The organism is Flavobacterium sp. Root420, from assembly GCF_001427905.1.
GTDB lineage: Bacteria > Bacteroidota > Bacteroidia > Flavobacteriales > Flavobacteriaceae > Flavobacterium.
Genome location: NZ_LMEF01000030.1, coordinates 92,283 through 107,508, shown reverse-complemented (window position 1 = coordinate 107,508; position 15,226 = coordinate 92,283). Strand labels below are relative to the sequence as shown.

Here is a 15,226-nt window from a genome sequence, read left to right as displayed (position 1 = left end):
TTCTTAAAAAAGTTAAAATAGCGTTATAGGTATCATAAATGTAATCTTTTCAGGAAATTATGTAACAATATTAAATTTCCCTTTTTTTATCTTTGAAATAATAGAAATCAAATGTAAAAGAAAAATGCCACAAAACAGATTTTACCCAAACGAACAATTCAAAGAAATAGAAATAAACGCTTCATTACAATTACGTTACGCCATTTCAAACAGAGGCCGTTTAATAAGCTTTACTGATGACATTGAAAATGGCCGAATCCTAAAAGGAGGCTTGAGTGATGGTTATCCGACCTTTAGATTCAAAGTCAAAAAAGACGACAAAATAGTCAACAAATATCTTTTCCTTTATAAATTAGTTGCCCAATATTTCCTTCCGAAAAACTCTGAAGAACAGACTTATGTTTTGCATCTGGATTACAACCGAAGCAATGACGATGTAAACAATTTACGCTGGGCCACAAAAGCCGAAATGATGGCGCACAGCCGTAAAAGTCCACGTGTGATTCAGGCTAAAAAGAATCTGATCGAACACAACTTAAAAGCAGACGGAAGAAAATTAACTACAACAAAAGTCATGCTGATCAAGAAAATTTTGGCCAGACCAGAACAAAAAACACGTCTAAAAATGATCGCCAAACAATTCGGCGTAAGCGAAATGCAAATCAGACGAATTGCCAGTGGGGAAAACTGGGGGCACGTTAAAGTATAAATTATTAATTGTGAATTGTAAATGGTTAATTGATCAATTGCAGTCACTTTAAGCGAAGTCGAAGATCTTTTCAATACGAAAAGACTTCGACTTCGTTTATTTTGACAAACATTTTAATTTGAGACTTCGTTTCTAAATCTGATTTTTCAATTCATAATTCACAATTTACAATTAACAATTACTTAAGTTTCTGTGAAAAGGTCAAAATCAGTACGGGTAAAAATAAATTTTAAAGTGTTTTTTAAAATAAATCCTTAAATTCGCAAACACAAATAACAAAAGAAAAATCGAAGAGTGAGTTTCGGAATTATAAACCTCATTTTCGGTTATAAATACTAAAAACCAAAAAAATGAAATACGACGTTATTGTTTTAGGAAGTGGTCCTGGCGGATATGTAACAGCGATTAGAGCTTCACAATTAGGCTTTAAAGTAGCTGTAGTTGAAAAAGAAAACCTTGGTGGTGTATGTTTAAACTGGGGATGTATCCCAACTAAAGCATTATTAAAATCAGCTCAGGTTTTTGATTATTTAAAACACGCTTCAGACTACGGATTGAAAGTTTCTGAATTCGATAAAGATTTCCCTGCAGTTGTACAACGTAGCCGTGGTGTTGCTGAAGGAATGAGTAAAGGAGTTCAGTTCCTGATGAAAAAAAACAAAATTGACGTTATTGAAGGTTTTGGAAAACTAAAACCGGGTAAAAAACTTGACGTTACAGATAAAGATAATAAAGTAACTGAATACAGCGCTGACCATATTATCATCGCAACAGGAGCTCGCTCTCGTGAGTTGCCAAACTTACCTCAGGACGGAGTAAAAGTTATTGGATACCGTCAGGCAATGACATTACCAACGCAGCCAAAATCTATGATTATTGTAGGTTCCGGAGCTATTGGAGTGGAGTTTGCACACTTTTACAACTCAATGGGAACAGATGTTACTATTGTAGAATTTATGCCAAACGTTGTTCCTGTAGAAGACGAAGATATCTCAAAACAATTTGAGCGTTCTTTGAAAAAAGCCGGAATTAAAATTATGACTAACTCTTCTGTTGAACGTATTGATACAACTGGTGCAGGAGTTAAAGCATTTGTTAAAACTGCAAAAGGCGAAGAAGTTCTTGAAGCTGACATTTTACTTTCTGCAGTTGGAATCAAAACTAATATCGAAAACATTGGTTTAGAAGAAGTTGGAATCGCTGTTGACAGAGATAAAATCTTAGTAAACGCTTACAACGCAACTAACATTCCTGGTTATTACGCAATTGGAGACGTTACTCCAGGACAGGCTTTAGCTCACGTAGCTTCTGCTGAAGGAATTAACTGTGTGGAGAAAATTAAAGGGTTACATGTAGACCCAATCGATTACGGAAACGTTCCTGGTTGTACTTACGCAACTCCGGAAATTGCTTCTGTTGGTTTAACTGAAAAACAAGCGAAAGAAAAAGGATACGAATTAAAAATTGGTAAATTCCCATTCTCTGCTTCAGGAAAAGCTAAAGCTGCCGGAACTCCGGACGGATTCGTAAAAGTAATCTTCGACGCCAAATACGGAGAATGGTTAGGATGCCACATGATTGGTGCTGGTGTTACAGATATGATTGCTGAAGCAGTTGTAGCCCGTAAACTAGAAACTACAGGTCATGAAATCTTAAAATCTATTCACCCTCACCCAACAATGAGCGAGGCTGTTATGGAGGCTGTAGCTGATGCTTACGGCGAAGTAATTCACTTGTAATACAAAGCCGTTTTACGGTTACATATAATTTTCAATTTAAAAATCCGATTTGTGAAAGCAAGTCGGATTTTTTTATACGTTTGATTTTCCAAACACCAAAAACAAACCTTTTTTATTTTCATAACTTTACGATAAATAAAAGGTTATGAAAGACGTATACATTGTTGAATTCCCGTCGAATTTAGGGTTAAAAGAACCTCAACCCGGAAAAGAACCTGGTGTAAAAAAATTACCGGACTGGTTATGGAAACACAATTTGCATAAATTCATTTCCCATAAAGATATTATCCGACTTGATCCACCAAAATATCGTAATGTTAGAGATCATGAAACGCAAATTCTCAATGCAAATTCCTTAGTTGAATATGCCCGTGAACAGGCTTATCTCATAAATAATTTACTCACTCAAAATAAATTTCCTTTTATACTTGGTGGCGACTGCAGCATTCTTTTAGGAGCAGCAATTGCACTAAAACAAAAAGGGAACTATGGTTTATTTTATCTCGATGGACATACCGATTTCATGGATATTTCCTTGTCTGAAACCGGCGGTGTTGGCGGAATGGCAGCTTCAATTGCGACTGGAAACGGACATGAAAAACTAACCAATATTCTTAACTTATCTCCCTATATAAAAGAAGAAAACCTTTGGTGTGTGGGCAATCGTGAATACGATGATGAATACGAAAATGAGATTCGGAATTCTACTGCCACTTATTTAAGTCTTGAAATGTTACGCAAACAAGGCATTGAAAATTGTGTCAATTCCTTTCTTTCAGAAATTAAAGACAAGAATCTGGATGGTTTTTGGCTTCATATCGATGTAGACGTCTTAAATGATTCTATAATGCCATGTGTTGACAGTCGAACACCTGATGGTTTAACTTATAATGAGTTTAACAAACTTACTTCTTACCTCTTACAAAGCGAGAAATTAAGCGGACTCGAAATAACCATTTTAGATCCGGATTTAGATCCGACAGGACAATATACAAAAGAATTCGTCGCCAATATTTCGGCCACTTTCAACTCATTTAAAAAATAGATTTAATTGATACAATAAAAACTTCCTGTGGCTAATTAGTACGTAAGAGCAAAATAATTTTACGCAGTTCTATTCTGGAACATTAAATGAAAAATAATTTAAAAATCATAGAATGAAAACAAAGATTGCAATACTTGCTCTTATAATTTTTTCTGTAATTGGCTGCAAAAAACACAAGCCAACAGAAGACAAAAACTTAACTTCTTTAGAACAATTAACCACAGGTAACGAAAGATTCCTAAACGGAAGATCTGCTCACCCACGCCAAAACAAAAAAACAGTTCTGGCCAATCAGGACGGGCAAAAACCTTTTGCAGTTGTAATTACCTGTTCAGACAGCCGTGTTTCTCCTGAAATTGTATTTGATCAGGGAATTGGAGACTTGTTCGTAATTAGAAATGCCGGAAATCTAATTTCTGATATCGACATGGGAAGTATCTAATATGCTGTTGAGCATTTAGACTCCAAATTAATTGTTGTTTTAGGTCACACTGAATGTGGCGCTATAAAAGCGTATATCAATGATAAAGATGGTTCTTATAAAAAACATTTTACTCATATTGATAATATCGTTGAAACGATTTCACAGGAAAAAGAAGAAATTGATGCGGATAAAACAATTCCAAAAGCAACTAACTATTTAGAAGCTATTAATGCCAACATCAAACATTCTGTAAAATTAATTCAGGACAATCCAATTGTAAAAGAACACCAGGTAAAAATTGTTGCTATGCGCTACGACGTACACACCGGAAAAGTGGTTCAGTTGTAATTTAAGTTCGAAGAAAATATTAAAATCCGATTTGTGAAAGCAAGTCGGATTTTTTATTTGGGCGTGCCACCATCCCGATAAGAGGGCAAATTACTTTACGCCTATACGCCCTCTTAGCAGGATGCTGTCAGGCTATCCAGTCCGCTGCGGCGGATTCCTCCTATCCTTCACGCAGTCCAGTTTTCATAAGAAGATCTTTTCTTCATTTTTTGTAATAAAAAAAAGAGTATTTTAGTTTCCGAATTCAACCATCAATCAACAAATTATTTTCTAAAAATTATATTGATATGAATGCAGCTGTACAAGATTATAATAATTTGCAAAGCGATTCAGACAAAGAAATCTGCGATCAACTTGCCACAATAATCGATGAAAATCTACCCGACGCCGAAAGCAAAATCTGGCATGCCCACCCCGTTTGGTTTCTGAATGGGAATCCGATTGTTGGTTATAGTAAATTAAAAAATGACGTTCGTTTACTCTTTTGGAGCGGGCAGTCTTTTGAGGAAGAAAAATTGACTAATGAAGGTTCTTTTAAAGCAGCAGATTTCCGTTATACTTCAGCCGGGCAAATCATTAAGGAAGATCTGGAACGCTGGCTCAAAAAAGGAAGAGCAATACAATGGGATTATAAAAACATTGTCAAACGAAAAGGCGTTTTAGAACGATTGAAATAATTGGTGCAACAAAGATTCACAATACCACTTTAAAACTAACGAACAAAACGGATTATGATCGAAATACTTGTGGAACTTCTAATTTTCTGGTTGTTGCTTTGGTGGTTTGATAAATCCAATTTATCTGTTTTAGGTTTTAAAGTAACAAAAAACCGGACGTTCCACTTTATACTTGGTTTTATTACCGTCTCACCTTTTTGTGTTTTTTACTACACCGCTACTTCAACTTTAGCAAATACAAATTATACTAGAAATCCAGAGTTTACAATAGAGCAATTCTTCAAAAGTTCGTGGTGGGTTTTGAATTCGGTTTTATTTGAAGAACTCATTTTCAGGGGCGCTTTACTGTATATTGAACCTAATTCACAAGCGTTAGTTGGCAAATGCGATTACTTAGGTTTCGAAAAAGGAAAATATAACGCAGACGGAATTTATTTCAATATAGAAAAGATGTTGGAGAATGAGTCTAAGGCTTTAATATAAAAAAAATAAAATGAAAATTTTATACTTACTACTAACTGTAATAGCAATTAATTCAACCTATTCTCAAAATCAGGAGTTAAGAGGGAAATGGGTATTAGATAAAATAGTGTATCAGGATGGGACTGATTTAGAAATAAATAATGGTCAATATTCAATTGAATTAAAATATTTTATATCATCGAATTCTTTAAAAATCAACGACCGATTCTTTAAGGCCAACTACAGCTCGAAACAAATTAAAAATGATTATAGAACTATAAATTATACTGTAGAAAATAAATATTTAAAAATTCAGGAACAGAATGATGACAAAATAAGCTACTTTTTAAAAACTGATGATTTTATTACCAAATATCCTGAATTTACATTACAAAAAATTGTACGAGATAGTGATACTATTCTTGTTGCAAATGACCTTGCAAATTATGATTTTCAAAAAGAAGAAAGCCTTGACGATTTTATAAGCTTAAATAGACCAGATAGAAAAGCAAAAAGTCTACCTAATTTATATTTTCAAATCGAATTTATTCTAACAAAAAATAATAAAATACGCGATATAGCGGTTTTGCACTCAATTTCAGAGGGATACGACAATGATTATATTGACGCACTTAAAAAGGCAGAAAAATTCCTGAGAAACAACACAAAATACGATTTATTAATCACACAAGAAGTTAATAATCTGAAATTTGCTGACGACTTAACCGATCCAAAAGAAAAAGAATTATTTGAGATCATCGAGCTTGGTGATCAATACTATGAAGATAATAATTTTAAAAATGCCATAACAACTTATAGTAAAATAAAGCAACTTGAAATTAAAAACAACAGATTTAAAATAAGAATTGAAGACGCTCTTATAAAGTTAGGAATTTCATATTTGGCAACTGGAAATCAAGTGGAAGCTTGCAAAATTTTTCATCTTGTTGGAAATAATACGAAATTCGAAATAAGAAATTATTTAAATAATTTTTGCAAATAAAACGTTGATATAATCATTTTCGAGTTTTTTATTTTTTAATTGAAATTTAGAAGTTACCAGTCTTAAAAAATAATATAATTGCTTCAAAAAAAACTAACCCACAAACCAACCAAAAATGTATGTAACAGAATTACCTATTGACCTAAAAAAACTAATTGAAAATGAAAAAGTCGAATTTTCTATAAAAGCAAAACGAAATCTTCCTCTTGGTAAATCAGTAGGGCGCCTCATTTTCGGCATAGCCTATTGTGCTTTTGTCAGTATTTTTGTTGTCGCTTTCTTTGGCCCCTTATTTAAAAATGAAGAAGTACATTTTACGTCTAATGATGTTCCGGTAACGGCAAGTTGGGATGATTTGGGCGAGTTGATAGTGCCGGGCATGATTATAGGACTATTTGTAATCGTTGGTGTGGGACTTACTATCTCTTCCATTTATGCCCTTTTTCAAAAAGGAGGCTATTTTATTGGAACAGAAACCAGAATGATTCAGTATCGAAATGGAAAATCAACCATTACAGATTGGGAACAGTTTTCAGGGAATGTAAAAATAAACGCTAAAAATAATTTTGGCGATTTAGAATATGAATTAAGAACAGGAAAAATGCAAAGTCGAAAAAACGAATCAGATAAATTTGTTCCGGATGTTCTTTACATTTCAGCAATTGAAAATGTATATGAGATTGAAAAAATATGCAAGATAAGAATCAAAGAAAATGACCCGACTCCGGCTGTTTTATCCGTTTAAAAAATAAAATAGAATAAATATTTCTCAAAACTATTTAATAAAAAATATAACTTTTACTCAAATGAATGCCCTAACAAAACAAGACATAGACAAACCAATTGGAGGTTTATTTTTCATGATCATAAACACTTCTATTTGGGCTTTTATCGCCGAATACTATCTTGAAAACAGGGACCACCATCTAATTGGCATTCTTTTAGGTTTGATTATTTCGAGTTTTTTATATTTTTATCTGAAATTTACAAAAGCTCAAAAAAGTCTACCGGAAAGCAACGTTGAAAAAACTGATCAGGAAAAAAAGAATGAAAAAAGGTTTTTGATTGTTTTTGGACTGGAAGGAATTGGAATTTTAATTGCTAAAAACATTCTGATGAACATCAATCACGACGAATTGTTTATTTCTTTTTTTGTCCTGATTGTCGGTCTTCATTTTTTTCCTTTAGGAAAAATATTCAAACGTACTTTTGATCTCTATATAGGAACCTGGACTTGCCTGTTTGCCATTTTGGGCATTTATTTAATAACACAAAAAATCACCACTTCGAATTTTGCTAATGTAATAGTAAGTTTAGGATGCGCTCTTGCGACCATTTCTTATGGGATCAGAATGGTTTTAGAAGGCAGAAAATTACTTTTAAATGAAGTGAAACAAAACTAATAAAAAGTAATTATTTAATAAAACATCAATACTTAACGCAACCATTTAACAAAATTTATATCTATTAAATAAACCTATATAAATTTATGACCAATGAAAAATGCTTTACTATTTTTTGTTTTTATACTATTAACTTCCTGCAGTAGTGAAGATTTTAACGCTTCTAAGAGAAAATCATTACAAGGCAAATGGAACTGGGTTCAATCTTCGGGTGGTTTTGCCGGAAAAACCTATACGCCTGAATCTTCAAATCAGGTGATTTATATTGAATTTTCAGGGAATTCTTTTAAAAGATATATTAATGGAACAATGTCCGCCGATGATACATTTGTTATCAAAACTCAAAAATCTATTTTTGGTGGTGAGAAACCAATGATTGTAAGTGATAATCCTGATAAATATTTTGTAGCAATGTCTTTTGAAATTCAAGGAGATAAACTTTATCTCAGTGAAGAATGTTATGACTGTTTTGGATCACAATACGACCGTATCAAATAACTACTTGACACTAAATTCAATCAAAATTATGAAAAAAATTATTACGTTTATTTTTATCCTTATTGCTTTCACAAATTGTACAGATAATGATGATGATAAAGCAAGTCCGGTTGTTGGAACCTGGAAATTAGTAAAAACACGAGGTTGGTATGTGAATTATGATGATGATGATGGCAAATTGGAAGATCATTTTACTGATTATTCAGATAAAAATATTACTTACAGATTTGATGCAAACTCTAATCTAACCATAAACACAGATGGAAAAATAGAGAACCATAAGTACGAATACAAACTTGATTATTTATCCGGAAGTCCTGGTCCTGAAGAAAGAAAAGAATTCTTTGTTTTTATAGACGATTCAAAATGGACCTATTTTGTTTCTGATAAGGGAGAGATGGTTTTAGGAAAATCGTATGTTGATGGAACTGATTTGTATTTTGTACGACAATAAGTTTTTGTGAATCGTTTTTTAGTAGGTATTAAATTCAAAAAAAAATCTAAAATCTAAAATTCTAACTTGTCTGATTCACCCCTTACAATTGTCTCACAAACACCCTAACATATTGATTTTTAGAACGTAAATTTGTTAAATAACTTTCTAAAAACGATATAAAATGAGTGCGCAAGATTTTACCACGACCCTTATAGTTGATCAATCTCCCGAAGAAGTTTTTAATGCCGTTACCAATGTTCGCGGATGGTGGTCTGAACAAATTGATGGCAATACAGCCAAACTAAACGATGAATTTGATTATCATTATGAAGATATACATCGCTGCAAAGTCAAATTGATTGAAGTGATTCCGAACCAGAAAATTGTTTGGCTGGTGGAGAAAAACTATTTCAAATTCACCGAAGACGAAACAGAATGGACGGGTACAAAACCAACTTTTGAGATTTCAGAAAAAGATGGAAAAACAGCACTTCGTCTTACTCATGTTGGCTTGGTACCGGATTATGAATGTTTTGATATTTGCAGAGATTCCTGGACGAATTATATTCAGAATAGCTTAAAAAAATTGATTACAACCGGAAAAGGCCAACCCAACGGCAAAGACAAACCGCAAACGGAAAATGAAAGAAAACTGAGTGCGAAGTAATTCGGTGAAATAATTTCGGCTAAGAGAATCGTAGATTTGGCTACAGTTCCTTCTTTGATGTTACGCAACTTTGTAACATCAAAAAGTAACACTATGAAAATTATAATTACAGGTTCTTTAGGGAACATTAGCAAGCCACTAGCGAAGGAGTTAGTGCAAAAAGGACACGACATTACGGTTATTACCAGCGATGCCGGGAAACAAACTGAGATCGAAAATTTGGGAGCAAAAGCAGCCATAGGATCTGTTGAAGATCTTGCTTTTTTAACGCAAACATTTACTGGTGCAGATGCTGTTTATTGCATGATTCCGCGTGCGAATTATTTCGATCCGAATCTTGATTTGGATGCTTTTACACGAAAAATTGGAAATTGTTATGCCGAAGCCATTGCAAAATCGGGTGTGAAACGTTTAGTTTTTTTAAGCAGCGTTGGCGCTCATTTAGAGCAAAATTCAGGGATTATTCAGCGTTATAATGAAATTGAAGCGGTTTTGAATAAACTTCAAAATGTGGCGATCACGTTTATGCGTCCAACTTCTTTCTATTATAATTTACTGGCTTACATTCCGATGATAAAAAATACGGGCGTTATTGCAGTAAATTATGGCGCTGATAAAATGATTCCTTGGGTTTCTCCACTTGATATTGCAGCCGCTATTGCCGAAGAACTTGCAACTCCGCTTGACGGAAGAAAAATTCGTTACGTGGGCAGTGAAGAACTTACTGGTCATGAAACGGCTCGTATTTTGGGAGAAGCTATTGGCAAACCTGATCTAAAATGGGTTTTAGTTAGCGATGATGAAACACTGAACGGTTTAATAAATGTTGGCATGCAGCCAAAAATTGCGGAAGGTTTAGTCGAAATGTATGCCGGACTTCACAATGGTTTATTGGCTGAAGATTATTATCGCAACAAACCTGCCGTAATGGGCAAAACAAAACTTGCAGCGTATGCCAAAGAATTTGCTGCGAAATATAATCAAAATTAAGTAACTTGTACTATGGCAAATCAGCAACCGCATCGAATAAAAAGTATAAGCGAATTTCTTGAATTTAGGGGTTTGCCCAAACCGGAGCATCCGCTTGTAACGGTTTACAATTTTGAAGATCTTAAATTCCTGAATAAAGAGGAACCGAAAAGTTTGATGCTTGATTTTTATTCGATTGCGCTCAAAAGAAATGCGAATGCCAAAATGCGTTACGGCCAGCAGGAATATGATTTTAAAGAAGGTGTTTTATTGTTTATTTCGCCTGGTCAGGTTTTTTCTGTTGAAGGCAATGCCGAATTACAACATACAGGATGGTCATTATTGATCCATCCTGATTTTTTGTGGAATACACCGCTTGCGCAGAAAATCAAACAATACGAATATTTTGGTTATGCGGTTCATGAAGCCTTGCATCTTTCTGATAAAGAAGAAAAAATGATTATTACTATCATGAAAAATATTCAGCAGGAATATCAATCGAATATTGACAAATTCAGTCAGGATGTGATCATTGCGCAAATTGAATTGCTTCTTACGTATGCGGAGCGATTTTATAACCGCCAATTTATTACCCGAAAAATAAGCAATCACCAGATTTTGGCTCGTTTAGAAAATTTGCTTGAGGGCTATTTCAACGCAGATTATTTGTCTCAAAAAGGACTACCAACCGTTCATTATATAGCTGAAAATCTCAACGTTTCTCCCAATTATTTAAGCGGATTATTAAAACTTCACACCGGTCAAAGTACACAGCAGCACATTCATAACAAACTTATTGAAAAAGCGAAGGAGAAACTCTCGACAACCCATTTATCGATTAGTGAAATTGCTTTCGAATTGGGTTTTGAGCATCAGCAATCTTTCAGTAAACTATTCAAAACCAAGACCAATGTTTCGCCATTGGAATTCAGGCAATCTTTCAATTGAAATAGAATAATATATTGGGTTCATTTTACTATCGATAATTTTCATAAATTAGTACAACTAAAAACCAAAATTTATGAACCCTGTTTTAAAAAATACTTTGGCCGTAATTGCGGGCCTTTTTGTTGGAAGCATTGTAAACATGAGTATAATTTTAATGAGCGGTTCTATTATTCCGCCCCCGGACGGAGCTGATAATACAACTATGGAAGGTTTGCAAAAAACGATGCATTTGTTTGAGCCAAAACATTTTATTTTTCCGTTTTTGGCACATGCCATAGGTACATTTTCCGGTGCACTTACAACCTCTCTAATTGCATTTAATCACAGAACAAAACTGGGTTTAATTATTGGTGCATTCTTTTTATTAGGCGGTATAGTAAGCGTTTGCTCTCTCCCTTCGCCAATGTGGTTTACAGTTGTAGATTTAGTTTTTGCTTATATTCCAATGGCTTATTTGGCAATTAAGTTAGTTAAAAGAAGAGTTTAAATGTAATTCTAAAAAGCTTCAAAATGAGCGAGAAATCAACTTCCGTAAAACCAGCGAAAATGTGTTACAGTCACATTGGCGGAAAACTCGGCCAATTGCTTGTAGAAAACTTTGCTGAGAAAGGCTGGATTGCCAAAAATAAACCAATAGATAAACATTTTTATATTACTGATTTGGGAGAAAAAGAGTTCAAGAAATTAGGTCTTGATCTTTCTAAAATCAAATCAGAAAACCTCTAAAAAACTTCAATTTTCCGGCTTTATTTACTTGAAAACATACTTCTAAATTTCATAACTTAGTTTGTTTTTAATTTTAGAATCATGACTAAGAAATATATAGCCCAGGAATTTTTAAAACTCGCTGCAAATGGGCATTCACACGAAGCTTTCCGGCTTTATATAGGCGAGAATTTCAAACACCATAATGCTTATTTTAAAGGCGATGCCAATACTTTGATGATAGCCATGGAAGAATCTTCCAGAAAAAATCCGAATAAGACTTTTAAAATTCATCATGCTTTAAGAGACGGCGATTTGGTTGCGGTACACTCATGTGTTAAACAAAATTCGACTGACTTAGGTGCGGCCGTTGTGCATATTTTTAGATTTGAAGCTGACAAAATAGTAGAACTTTGGGATTTGGGACAAGCGATTCCAAAAGAAACGATTAACGAAAACGGAGTTTTTTAAAAAAGTATTCAGTCGCAGTTTTCAGCATTGCAAACTGTCAACGAGAGTGAGACTGAAAACTGCGACTGTGACTGCGACTGTGACAGAAAAACCTGAAACTAAATAAACTAAAAACAAAACTTTCTTAATGAACACTATTTTCCGATTCTCTTCTCTGCTTTCTATCGTTTTTCTATTTTCTAACTGTAATTCTTTTGCTCAAAAAAAGGATAACTATGCTGCCAAGATTGACAGTTTAATTAAAGTTGCCGATCCTAAATTTAATGGTGTAATTCTGATTGCTCAAAACGGAAAAACAAAATATGAAAAGACACAAGGCTTTGCCAATTTTGATACTAAAAAAACTTTAACAATCAACAGCCAATTTGAAATTATGTCGAACAGCAAGTTAATTGCTGCTGTTTTGATTTTATTAGAAGTCGAGCAAGGAAAAATTAACTTACAGGACCCAATCAAAAAATATCTGCCTGAACTAACTCAGACATGGGCAGATTCTGTTACGGTTCATCAACTTTTAAATCACACACACGGAATTGTAGCCATCGATAAACCTCTGGAATTTAAGCCTGGAACTAATTTTCATTACGGAAATATGAGCTACAGTCTTCTCGGCCAAATTGTTGAACATACTTCGAACAAAAGTTACAGCGAAGTGGTCAATGCCCTTTTCAAAAAACTTAAGATGCAGCATACTTTTGCTTATAATCAGAACAAAATTCAAAATTTGACCACTGGATATATTAATAATAAAAACACTTATGAAGCCGTCAAAAAATCCCTTATAAAACCTGAAAATTTGGGTGCTGATGGAATTATTTCGACCGTACACGATTTAGCAATCTGGAACAATAATCTCCATAAAGGAAAAATTCTAAAACCGGAATCGTATCAATCAATCGTTAAACCATCGGTATTATCACAGCATAATTTCTTTGGAAAAGAAAAGGAAGGTTACGGTTACAGTATTCGAACTATTGAAAAAGACACAGTAAAATATCTGGGCCATACAGGTTTAGGTGATGGATTTTCTTCTGTTAATTTGTATTTTCCGGAAAGTGATGTGAGTTTGATTGTCATTGAGAACCAGATGAATGAAGATTCAAATTTGTTTTACGCTTCTGAAAGAAAAATCAAAGATATTTTATTGAAAAGCGATTTAGTTCATCCAAAAAAATAAATCATGGCAAAGAATAAGACTACAGAAACAGAAACCAGTGTTATCGATTTTATAAACACTTTTGTAGACGATGAGGCAAAAAGAAAGGATGCTTTTGAATTGATCAAAATAATGCAAAAAGTAACCGGTTTTGAACCTAAAATGTGGGGACCTAGCATTATTGGTTTTGGAAGTTATCATTATAAATATGCCAGCGGACACGAGGGTGATGCTCCTCTTGCGGGATTTTCTCCGCGAAAAGCAGCAATTTCATTGTATGTTTATTTGTTTGAGCAAAACAGAGAAGAATTACTTTCGGAATTAGGAAAACATAGAGCAGCAAAAGGTTGCATTTACATCAAAAAACTAAGCGATATTAATGTAGAAATTCTCAAAGAAATGACTTCGACTTCAGTTGAATATTTACTAAAATTATATCCTTCTAAATAAAAAAACATGATCCTTACACTAATATTACTTTTACTAGCCGTCATTTTATATTTTTTATATCATCCAAGATTTGGAAAACAACCTACTGGCGAAAGACTAGCTTTAATACAAAAATCACCTCAATACAAAAATGGAAGATTTGAAAACGAAAGTTTTACACCTGAACTTGCAGAAGGTTATGGCTATTATGATATTATAACACAATTCTTTTTCAAGAAGGTTGACAGAAAAGTTCCGACTGATTTAATTCCGTCAATAAAAACCAATTTAAAAGAACTTCCTTTAGATCAAGATGTTTTAGTTTGGTTCGGACATTCATCTTATTTCATTCAGCTTGAAGGCAAACGTTTTTTAATCGATCCTGTTTTCAGCGGCAACGCCTCTCCTATTTACGGCACTACAAAAGCCTTTAAAGGAACTGATATTTATACCTATGATGATATTCCCGAGATTGATTATTTACTGATCACACACGACCATTACGATCATTTAGATTATAAAACCATTATGGAACTGAAACCAAAAATAAAAAAAGTAATCACGGCGCTTGGCGTTGGTTCGCATTTTGAATTTTGGGGCTTTTCAGCAGAAAATATTATTGAAAAAGACTGGCATGAAAAAATAGAATTAGATCAGAATTTAACGCTTTATACTGCTCCATCAAGGCATTTCTCCGGCAGAAGTATCAAACGCTGCAATACACTCTGGACCTCTTTCATTCTAGAAACCAAAGATTTCAAAATGTATTTGGGTGGTGACAGCGGCTACGATTCTCACTATGCAGCCATTGGTGATAAATACGGACCTTTTGATATTGCGCTTATCGACAATGGTCAGTATAATCCAGCATGGAAATACATTCACAATTTACCGGAAGATGTAATAAAAGCGATGAAAGATTTGAAAGCAAAAAGAGTATTTCCGGTTCATAATTCAAAATTTCCTTTGTCTCTTCATTCGTGGGATGAACCTTTGATTAAAGTAACCGAATTGAACGCTAATTCAGAAAATCCTATCCCGCTGATTACACCGAAAATTGGAGAATTGGTAGAATTAAAAAATGAAAAACAAGAATTCCAACAATGGTGGAAGGGAGTTAGATAATTTTAGAATATT

General features: G+C 33.8%; 19 protein-coding genes and 1 pseudogene. All 20 read left to right on the top strand.

The window, feature by feature from the left end; translation table 11 throughout:
- The first annotated feature begins 124 nt into the window (after window positions 1-124).
- The 20 genes and pseudogenes from ASC72_RS17895 to ASC72_RS17800 all read left to right on the top strand — a co-directional run bounded on the left by ASC72_RS17895 (window position 125) and on the right by ASC72_RS17800 (window position 15,214).
- Window positions 125-709, top strand: coding sequence for an NUMOD4 domain-containing protein (locus ASC72_RS17895; RefSeq protein WP_056193923.1), 585 nt, complete (start codon window positions 125-127; stop codon window positions 707-709).
- 350 nt (window positions 710-1,059) lie between these two features.
- The gene (gene lpdA, locus ASC72_RS17890) at window positions 1,060-2,448 is read left to right on the top strand and encodes a dihydrolipoyl dehydrogenase (protein ID WP_056193919.1); all 1,389 of its coding nucleotides are present in this window, start codon (window positions 1,060-1,062) and stop codon (window positions 2,446-2,448) included.
- Window positions 2,449-2,593: 145 nt separating this feature from the next.
- Entirely contained in the window at window positions 2,594-3,493 is a 900-nt protein-coding gene (locus tag ASC72_RS17885; protein ID WP_056193917.1) for an arginase family protein, read from the top strand.
- A 112-nt stretch (window positions 3,494-3,605) separates the two neighbouring features.
- Window positions 3,606-4,265 (top strand): annotated as a pseudogene (locus tag ASC72_RS24635) (carbonic anhydrase).
- A gap of 287 nt (window positions 4,266-4,552) precedes the next feature.
- A complete protein-coding gene (locus ASC72_RS17875; protein ID WP_056193912.1) occupies window positions 4,553-4,942 on the top strand; it encodes a DUF1801 domain-containing protein in 390 nt (129 codons plus the stop codon).
- A 54-nt stretch (window positions 4,943-4,996) separates the two neighbouring features.
- Window positions 4,997-5,425 (top strand): hypothetical protein, encoded by a 429-nt coding sequence (locus tag ASC72_RS17870; RefSeq protein ID WP_056193909.1) that lies wholly within the window; start codon window positions 4,997-4,999, stop codon window positions 5,423-5,425.
- 10 nt (window positions 5,426-5,435) lie between these two features.
- Window positions 5,436-6,407: a tol-pal system YbgF family protein gene (locus ASC72_RS17865; RefSeq protein WP_056193907.1), complete on the top strand. Its 972-nt coding sequence runs from the start codon at window positions 5,436-5,438 to the stop codon at window positions 6,405-6,407.
- 115 nt (window positions 6,408-6,522) lie between these two features.
- A complete protein-coding gene (locus tag ASC72_RS17860; protein WP_056193904.1) occupies window positions 6,523-7,152 on the top strand; it encodes a hypothetical protein in 630 nt (209 codons plus the stop codon).
- 61 nt (window positions 7,153-7,213) lie between these two features.
- On the top strand, window positions 7,214-7,810 hold the full coding sequence (locus ASC72_RS17855) for a hypothetical protein (protein WP_056193902.1): 597 nt from the start codon (window positions 7,214-7,216) through the stop codon (window positions 7,808-7,810).
- Between the two features lie 93 nt (window positions 7,811-7,903).
- Window positions 7,904-8,308, top strand: a complete 405-nt coding sequence (locus tag ASC72_RS17850) for a hypothetical protein (protein ID WP_056193899.1) — start codon at window positions 7,904-7,906, stop codon at window positions 8,306-8,308.
- Between the two features lie 28 nt (window positions 8,309-8,336).
- Window positions 8,337-8,762, top strand: coding sequence for a hypothetical protein (locus ASC72_RS17845; RefSeq protein ID WP_056193896.1), 426 nt, complete (start codon window positions 8,337-8,339; stop codon window positions 8,760-8,762).
- A gap of 163 nt (window positions 8,763-8,925) precedes the next feature.
- Entirely contained in the window at window positions 8,926-9,411 is a 486-nt protein-coding gene (locus tag ASC72_RS17840) for an SRPBCC domain-containing protein (RefSeq protein ID WP_056193893.1), read from the top strand.
- A 93-nt stretch (window positions 9,412-9,504) separates the two neighbouring features.
- Window positions 9,505-10,401 (top strand): NmrA family NAD(P)-binding protein, encoded by an 897-nt coding sequence (locus tag ASC72_RS17835; protein WP_056193890.1) that lies wholly within the window; start codon window positions 9,505-9,507, stop codon window positions 10,399-10,401.
- Window positions 10,402-10,413: 12 nt separating this feature from the next.
- Window positions 10,414-11,328, top strand: a complete 915-nt coding sequence (locus ASC72_RS17830; protein WP_056193886.1) for an AraC family transcriptional regulator — start codon at window positions 10,414-10,416, stop codon at window positions 11,326-11,328.
- 73 nt (window positions 11,329-11,401) lie between these two features.
- A complete protein-coding gene (locus ASC72_RS17825) occupies window positions 11,402-11,815 on the top strand; it encodes a hypothetical protein (protein WP_056193883.1) in 414 nt (137 codons plus the stop codon).
- A 23-nt stretch (window positions 11,816-11,838) separates the two neighbouring features.
- Window positions 11,839-12,054: a hypothetical protein gene (locus ASC72_RS17820; protein WP_056193880.1), complete on the top strand. Its 216-nt coding sequence runs from the start codon at window positions 11,839-11,841 to the stop codon at window positions 12,052-12,054.
- Window positions 12,055-12,135: 81 nt separating this feature from the next.
- Window positions 12,136-12,504: an ester cyclase gene (locus tag ASC72_RS17815; RefSeq protein WP_056193877.1), complete on the top strand. Its 369-nt coding sequence runs from the start codon at window positions 12,136-12,138 to the stop codon at window positions 12,502-12,504.
- A 127-nt stretch (window positions 12,505-12,631) separates the two neighbouring features.
- Complete coding sequence (locus ASC72_RS17810) at window positions 12,632-13,681, top strand: serine hydrolase (protein ID WP_056193875.1); 1,050 nt, start codon at window positions 12,632-12,634, stop codon at window positions 13,679-13,681.
- A gap of 3 nt (window positions 13,682-13,684) precedes the next feature.
- Window positions 13,685-14,110: a DUF1801 domain-containing protein gene (locus ASC72_RS17805; RefSeq protein WP_056193872.1), complete on the top strand. Its 426-nt coding sequence runs from the start codon at window positions 13,685-13,687 to the stop codon at window positions 14,108-14,110.
- A 6-nt stretch (window positions 14,111-14,116) separates the two neighbouring features.
- Window positions 14,117-15,214, top strand: coding sequence for an MBL fold metallo-hydrolase (locus ASC72_RS17800; RefSeq protein ID WP_056193869.1), 1,098 nt, complete (start codon window positions 14,117-14,119; stop codon window positions 15,212-15,214).
- Window positions 15,215-15,226: the final 12 nt, after the last annotated feature.

Bases quoted from the DNA above. Each gene is read 5' to 3' on its own strand.
- ASC72_RS17895 (WP_056193923.1), top strand. From the start codon at position 125: ATGCCACAAAACAGATTTTACCCAAACGAACAATTCAAAGAAATAGAA.
- ASC72_RS17845 (WP_056193896.1), top strand. From the start codon at position 8,337: ATGAAAAAAATTATTACGTTTATTTTTATCCTTATTGCTTTCACAAAT.
- ASC72_RS17885 (WP_056193917.1), top strand. From the start codon at position 2,594: ATGAAAGACGTATACATTGTTGAATTCCCGTCGAATTTAGGGTTAAAA.
- ASC72_RS17850 (WP_056193899.1), top strand. From the start codon at position 7,904: ATGAAAAATGCTTTACTATTTTTTGTTTTTATACTATTAACTTCCTGC.
- ASC72_RS17830 (WP_056193886.1), top strand. From the start codon at position 10,414: ATGGCAAATCAGCAACCGCATCGAATAAAAAGTATAAGCGAATTTCTT.
- ASC72_RS17875 (WP_056193912.1), top strand. From the start codon at position 4,553: ATGAATGCAGCTGTACAAGATTATAATAATTTGCAAAGCGATTCAGAC.
- ASC72_RS17870 (WP_056193909.1), top strand. From the start codon at position 4,997: ATGATCGAAATACTTGTGGAACTTCTAATTTTCTGGTTGTTGCTTTGG.
- ASC72_RS17800 (WP_056193869.1), top strand. From the start codon at position 14,117: ATGATCCTTACACTAATATTACTTTTACTAGCCGTCATTTTATATTTT.
- ASC72_RS17840 (WP_056193893.1), top strand. From the start codon at position 8,926: ATGAGTGCGCAAGATTTTACCACGACCCTTATAGTTGATCAATCTCCC.
- ASC72_RS17825 (WP_056193883.1), top strand. From the start codon at position 11,402: ATGAACCCTGTTTTAAAAAATACTTTGGCCGTAATTGCGGGCCTTTTT.
- ASC72_RS17860 (WP_056193904.1), top strand. From the start codon at position 6,523: ATGTATGTAACAGAATTACCTATTGACCTAAAAAAACTAATTGAAAAT.
- ASC72_RS17820 (WP_056193880.1), top strand. From the start codon at position 11,839: ATGAGCGAGAAATCAACTTCCGTAAAACCAGCGAAAATGTGTTACAGT.
- ASC72_RS17835 (WP_056193890.1), top strand. From the start codon at position 9,505: ATGAAAATTATAATTACAGGTTCTTTAGGGAACATTAGCAAGCCACTA.
- lpdA (WP_056193919.1), top strand. From the start codon at position 1,060: ATGAAATACGACGTTATTGTTTTAGGAAGTGGTCCTGGCGGATATGTA.
- ASC72_RS17815 (WP_056193877.1), top strand. From the start codon at position 12,136: ATGACTAAGAAATATATAGCCCAGGAATTTTTAAAACTCGCTGCAAAT.
- ASC72_RS17810 (WP_056193875.1), top strand. From the start codon at position 12,632: ATGAACACTATTTTCCGATTCTCTTCTCTGCTTTCTATCGTTTTTCTA.
- ASC72_RS17855 (WP_056193902.1), top strand. From the start codon at position 7,214: ATGAATGCCCTAACAAAACAAGACATAGACAAACCAATTGGAGGTTTA.
- ASC72_RS17865 (WP_056193907.1), top strand. From the start codon at position 5,436: ATGAAAATTTTATACTTACTACTAACTGTAATAGCAATTAATTCAACC.
- ASC72_RS17805 (WP_056193872.1), top strand. From the start codon at position 13,685: ATGGCAAAGAATAAGACTACAGAAACAGAAACCAGTGTTATCGATTTT.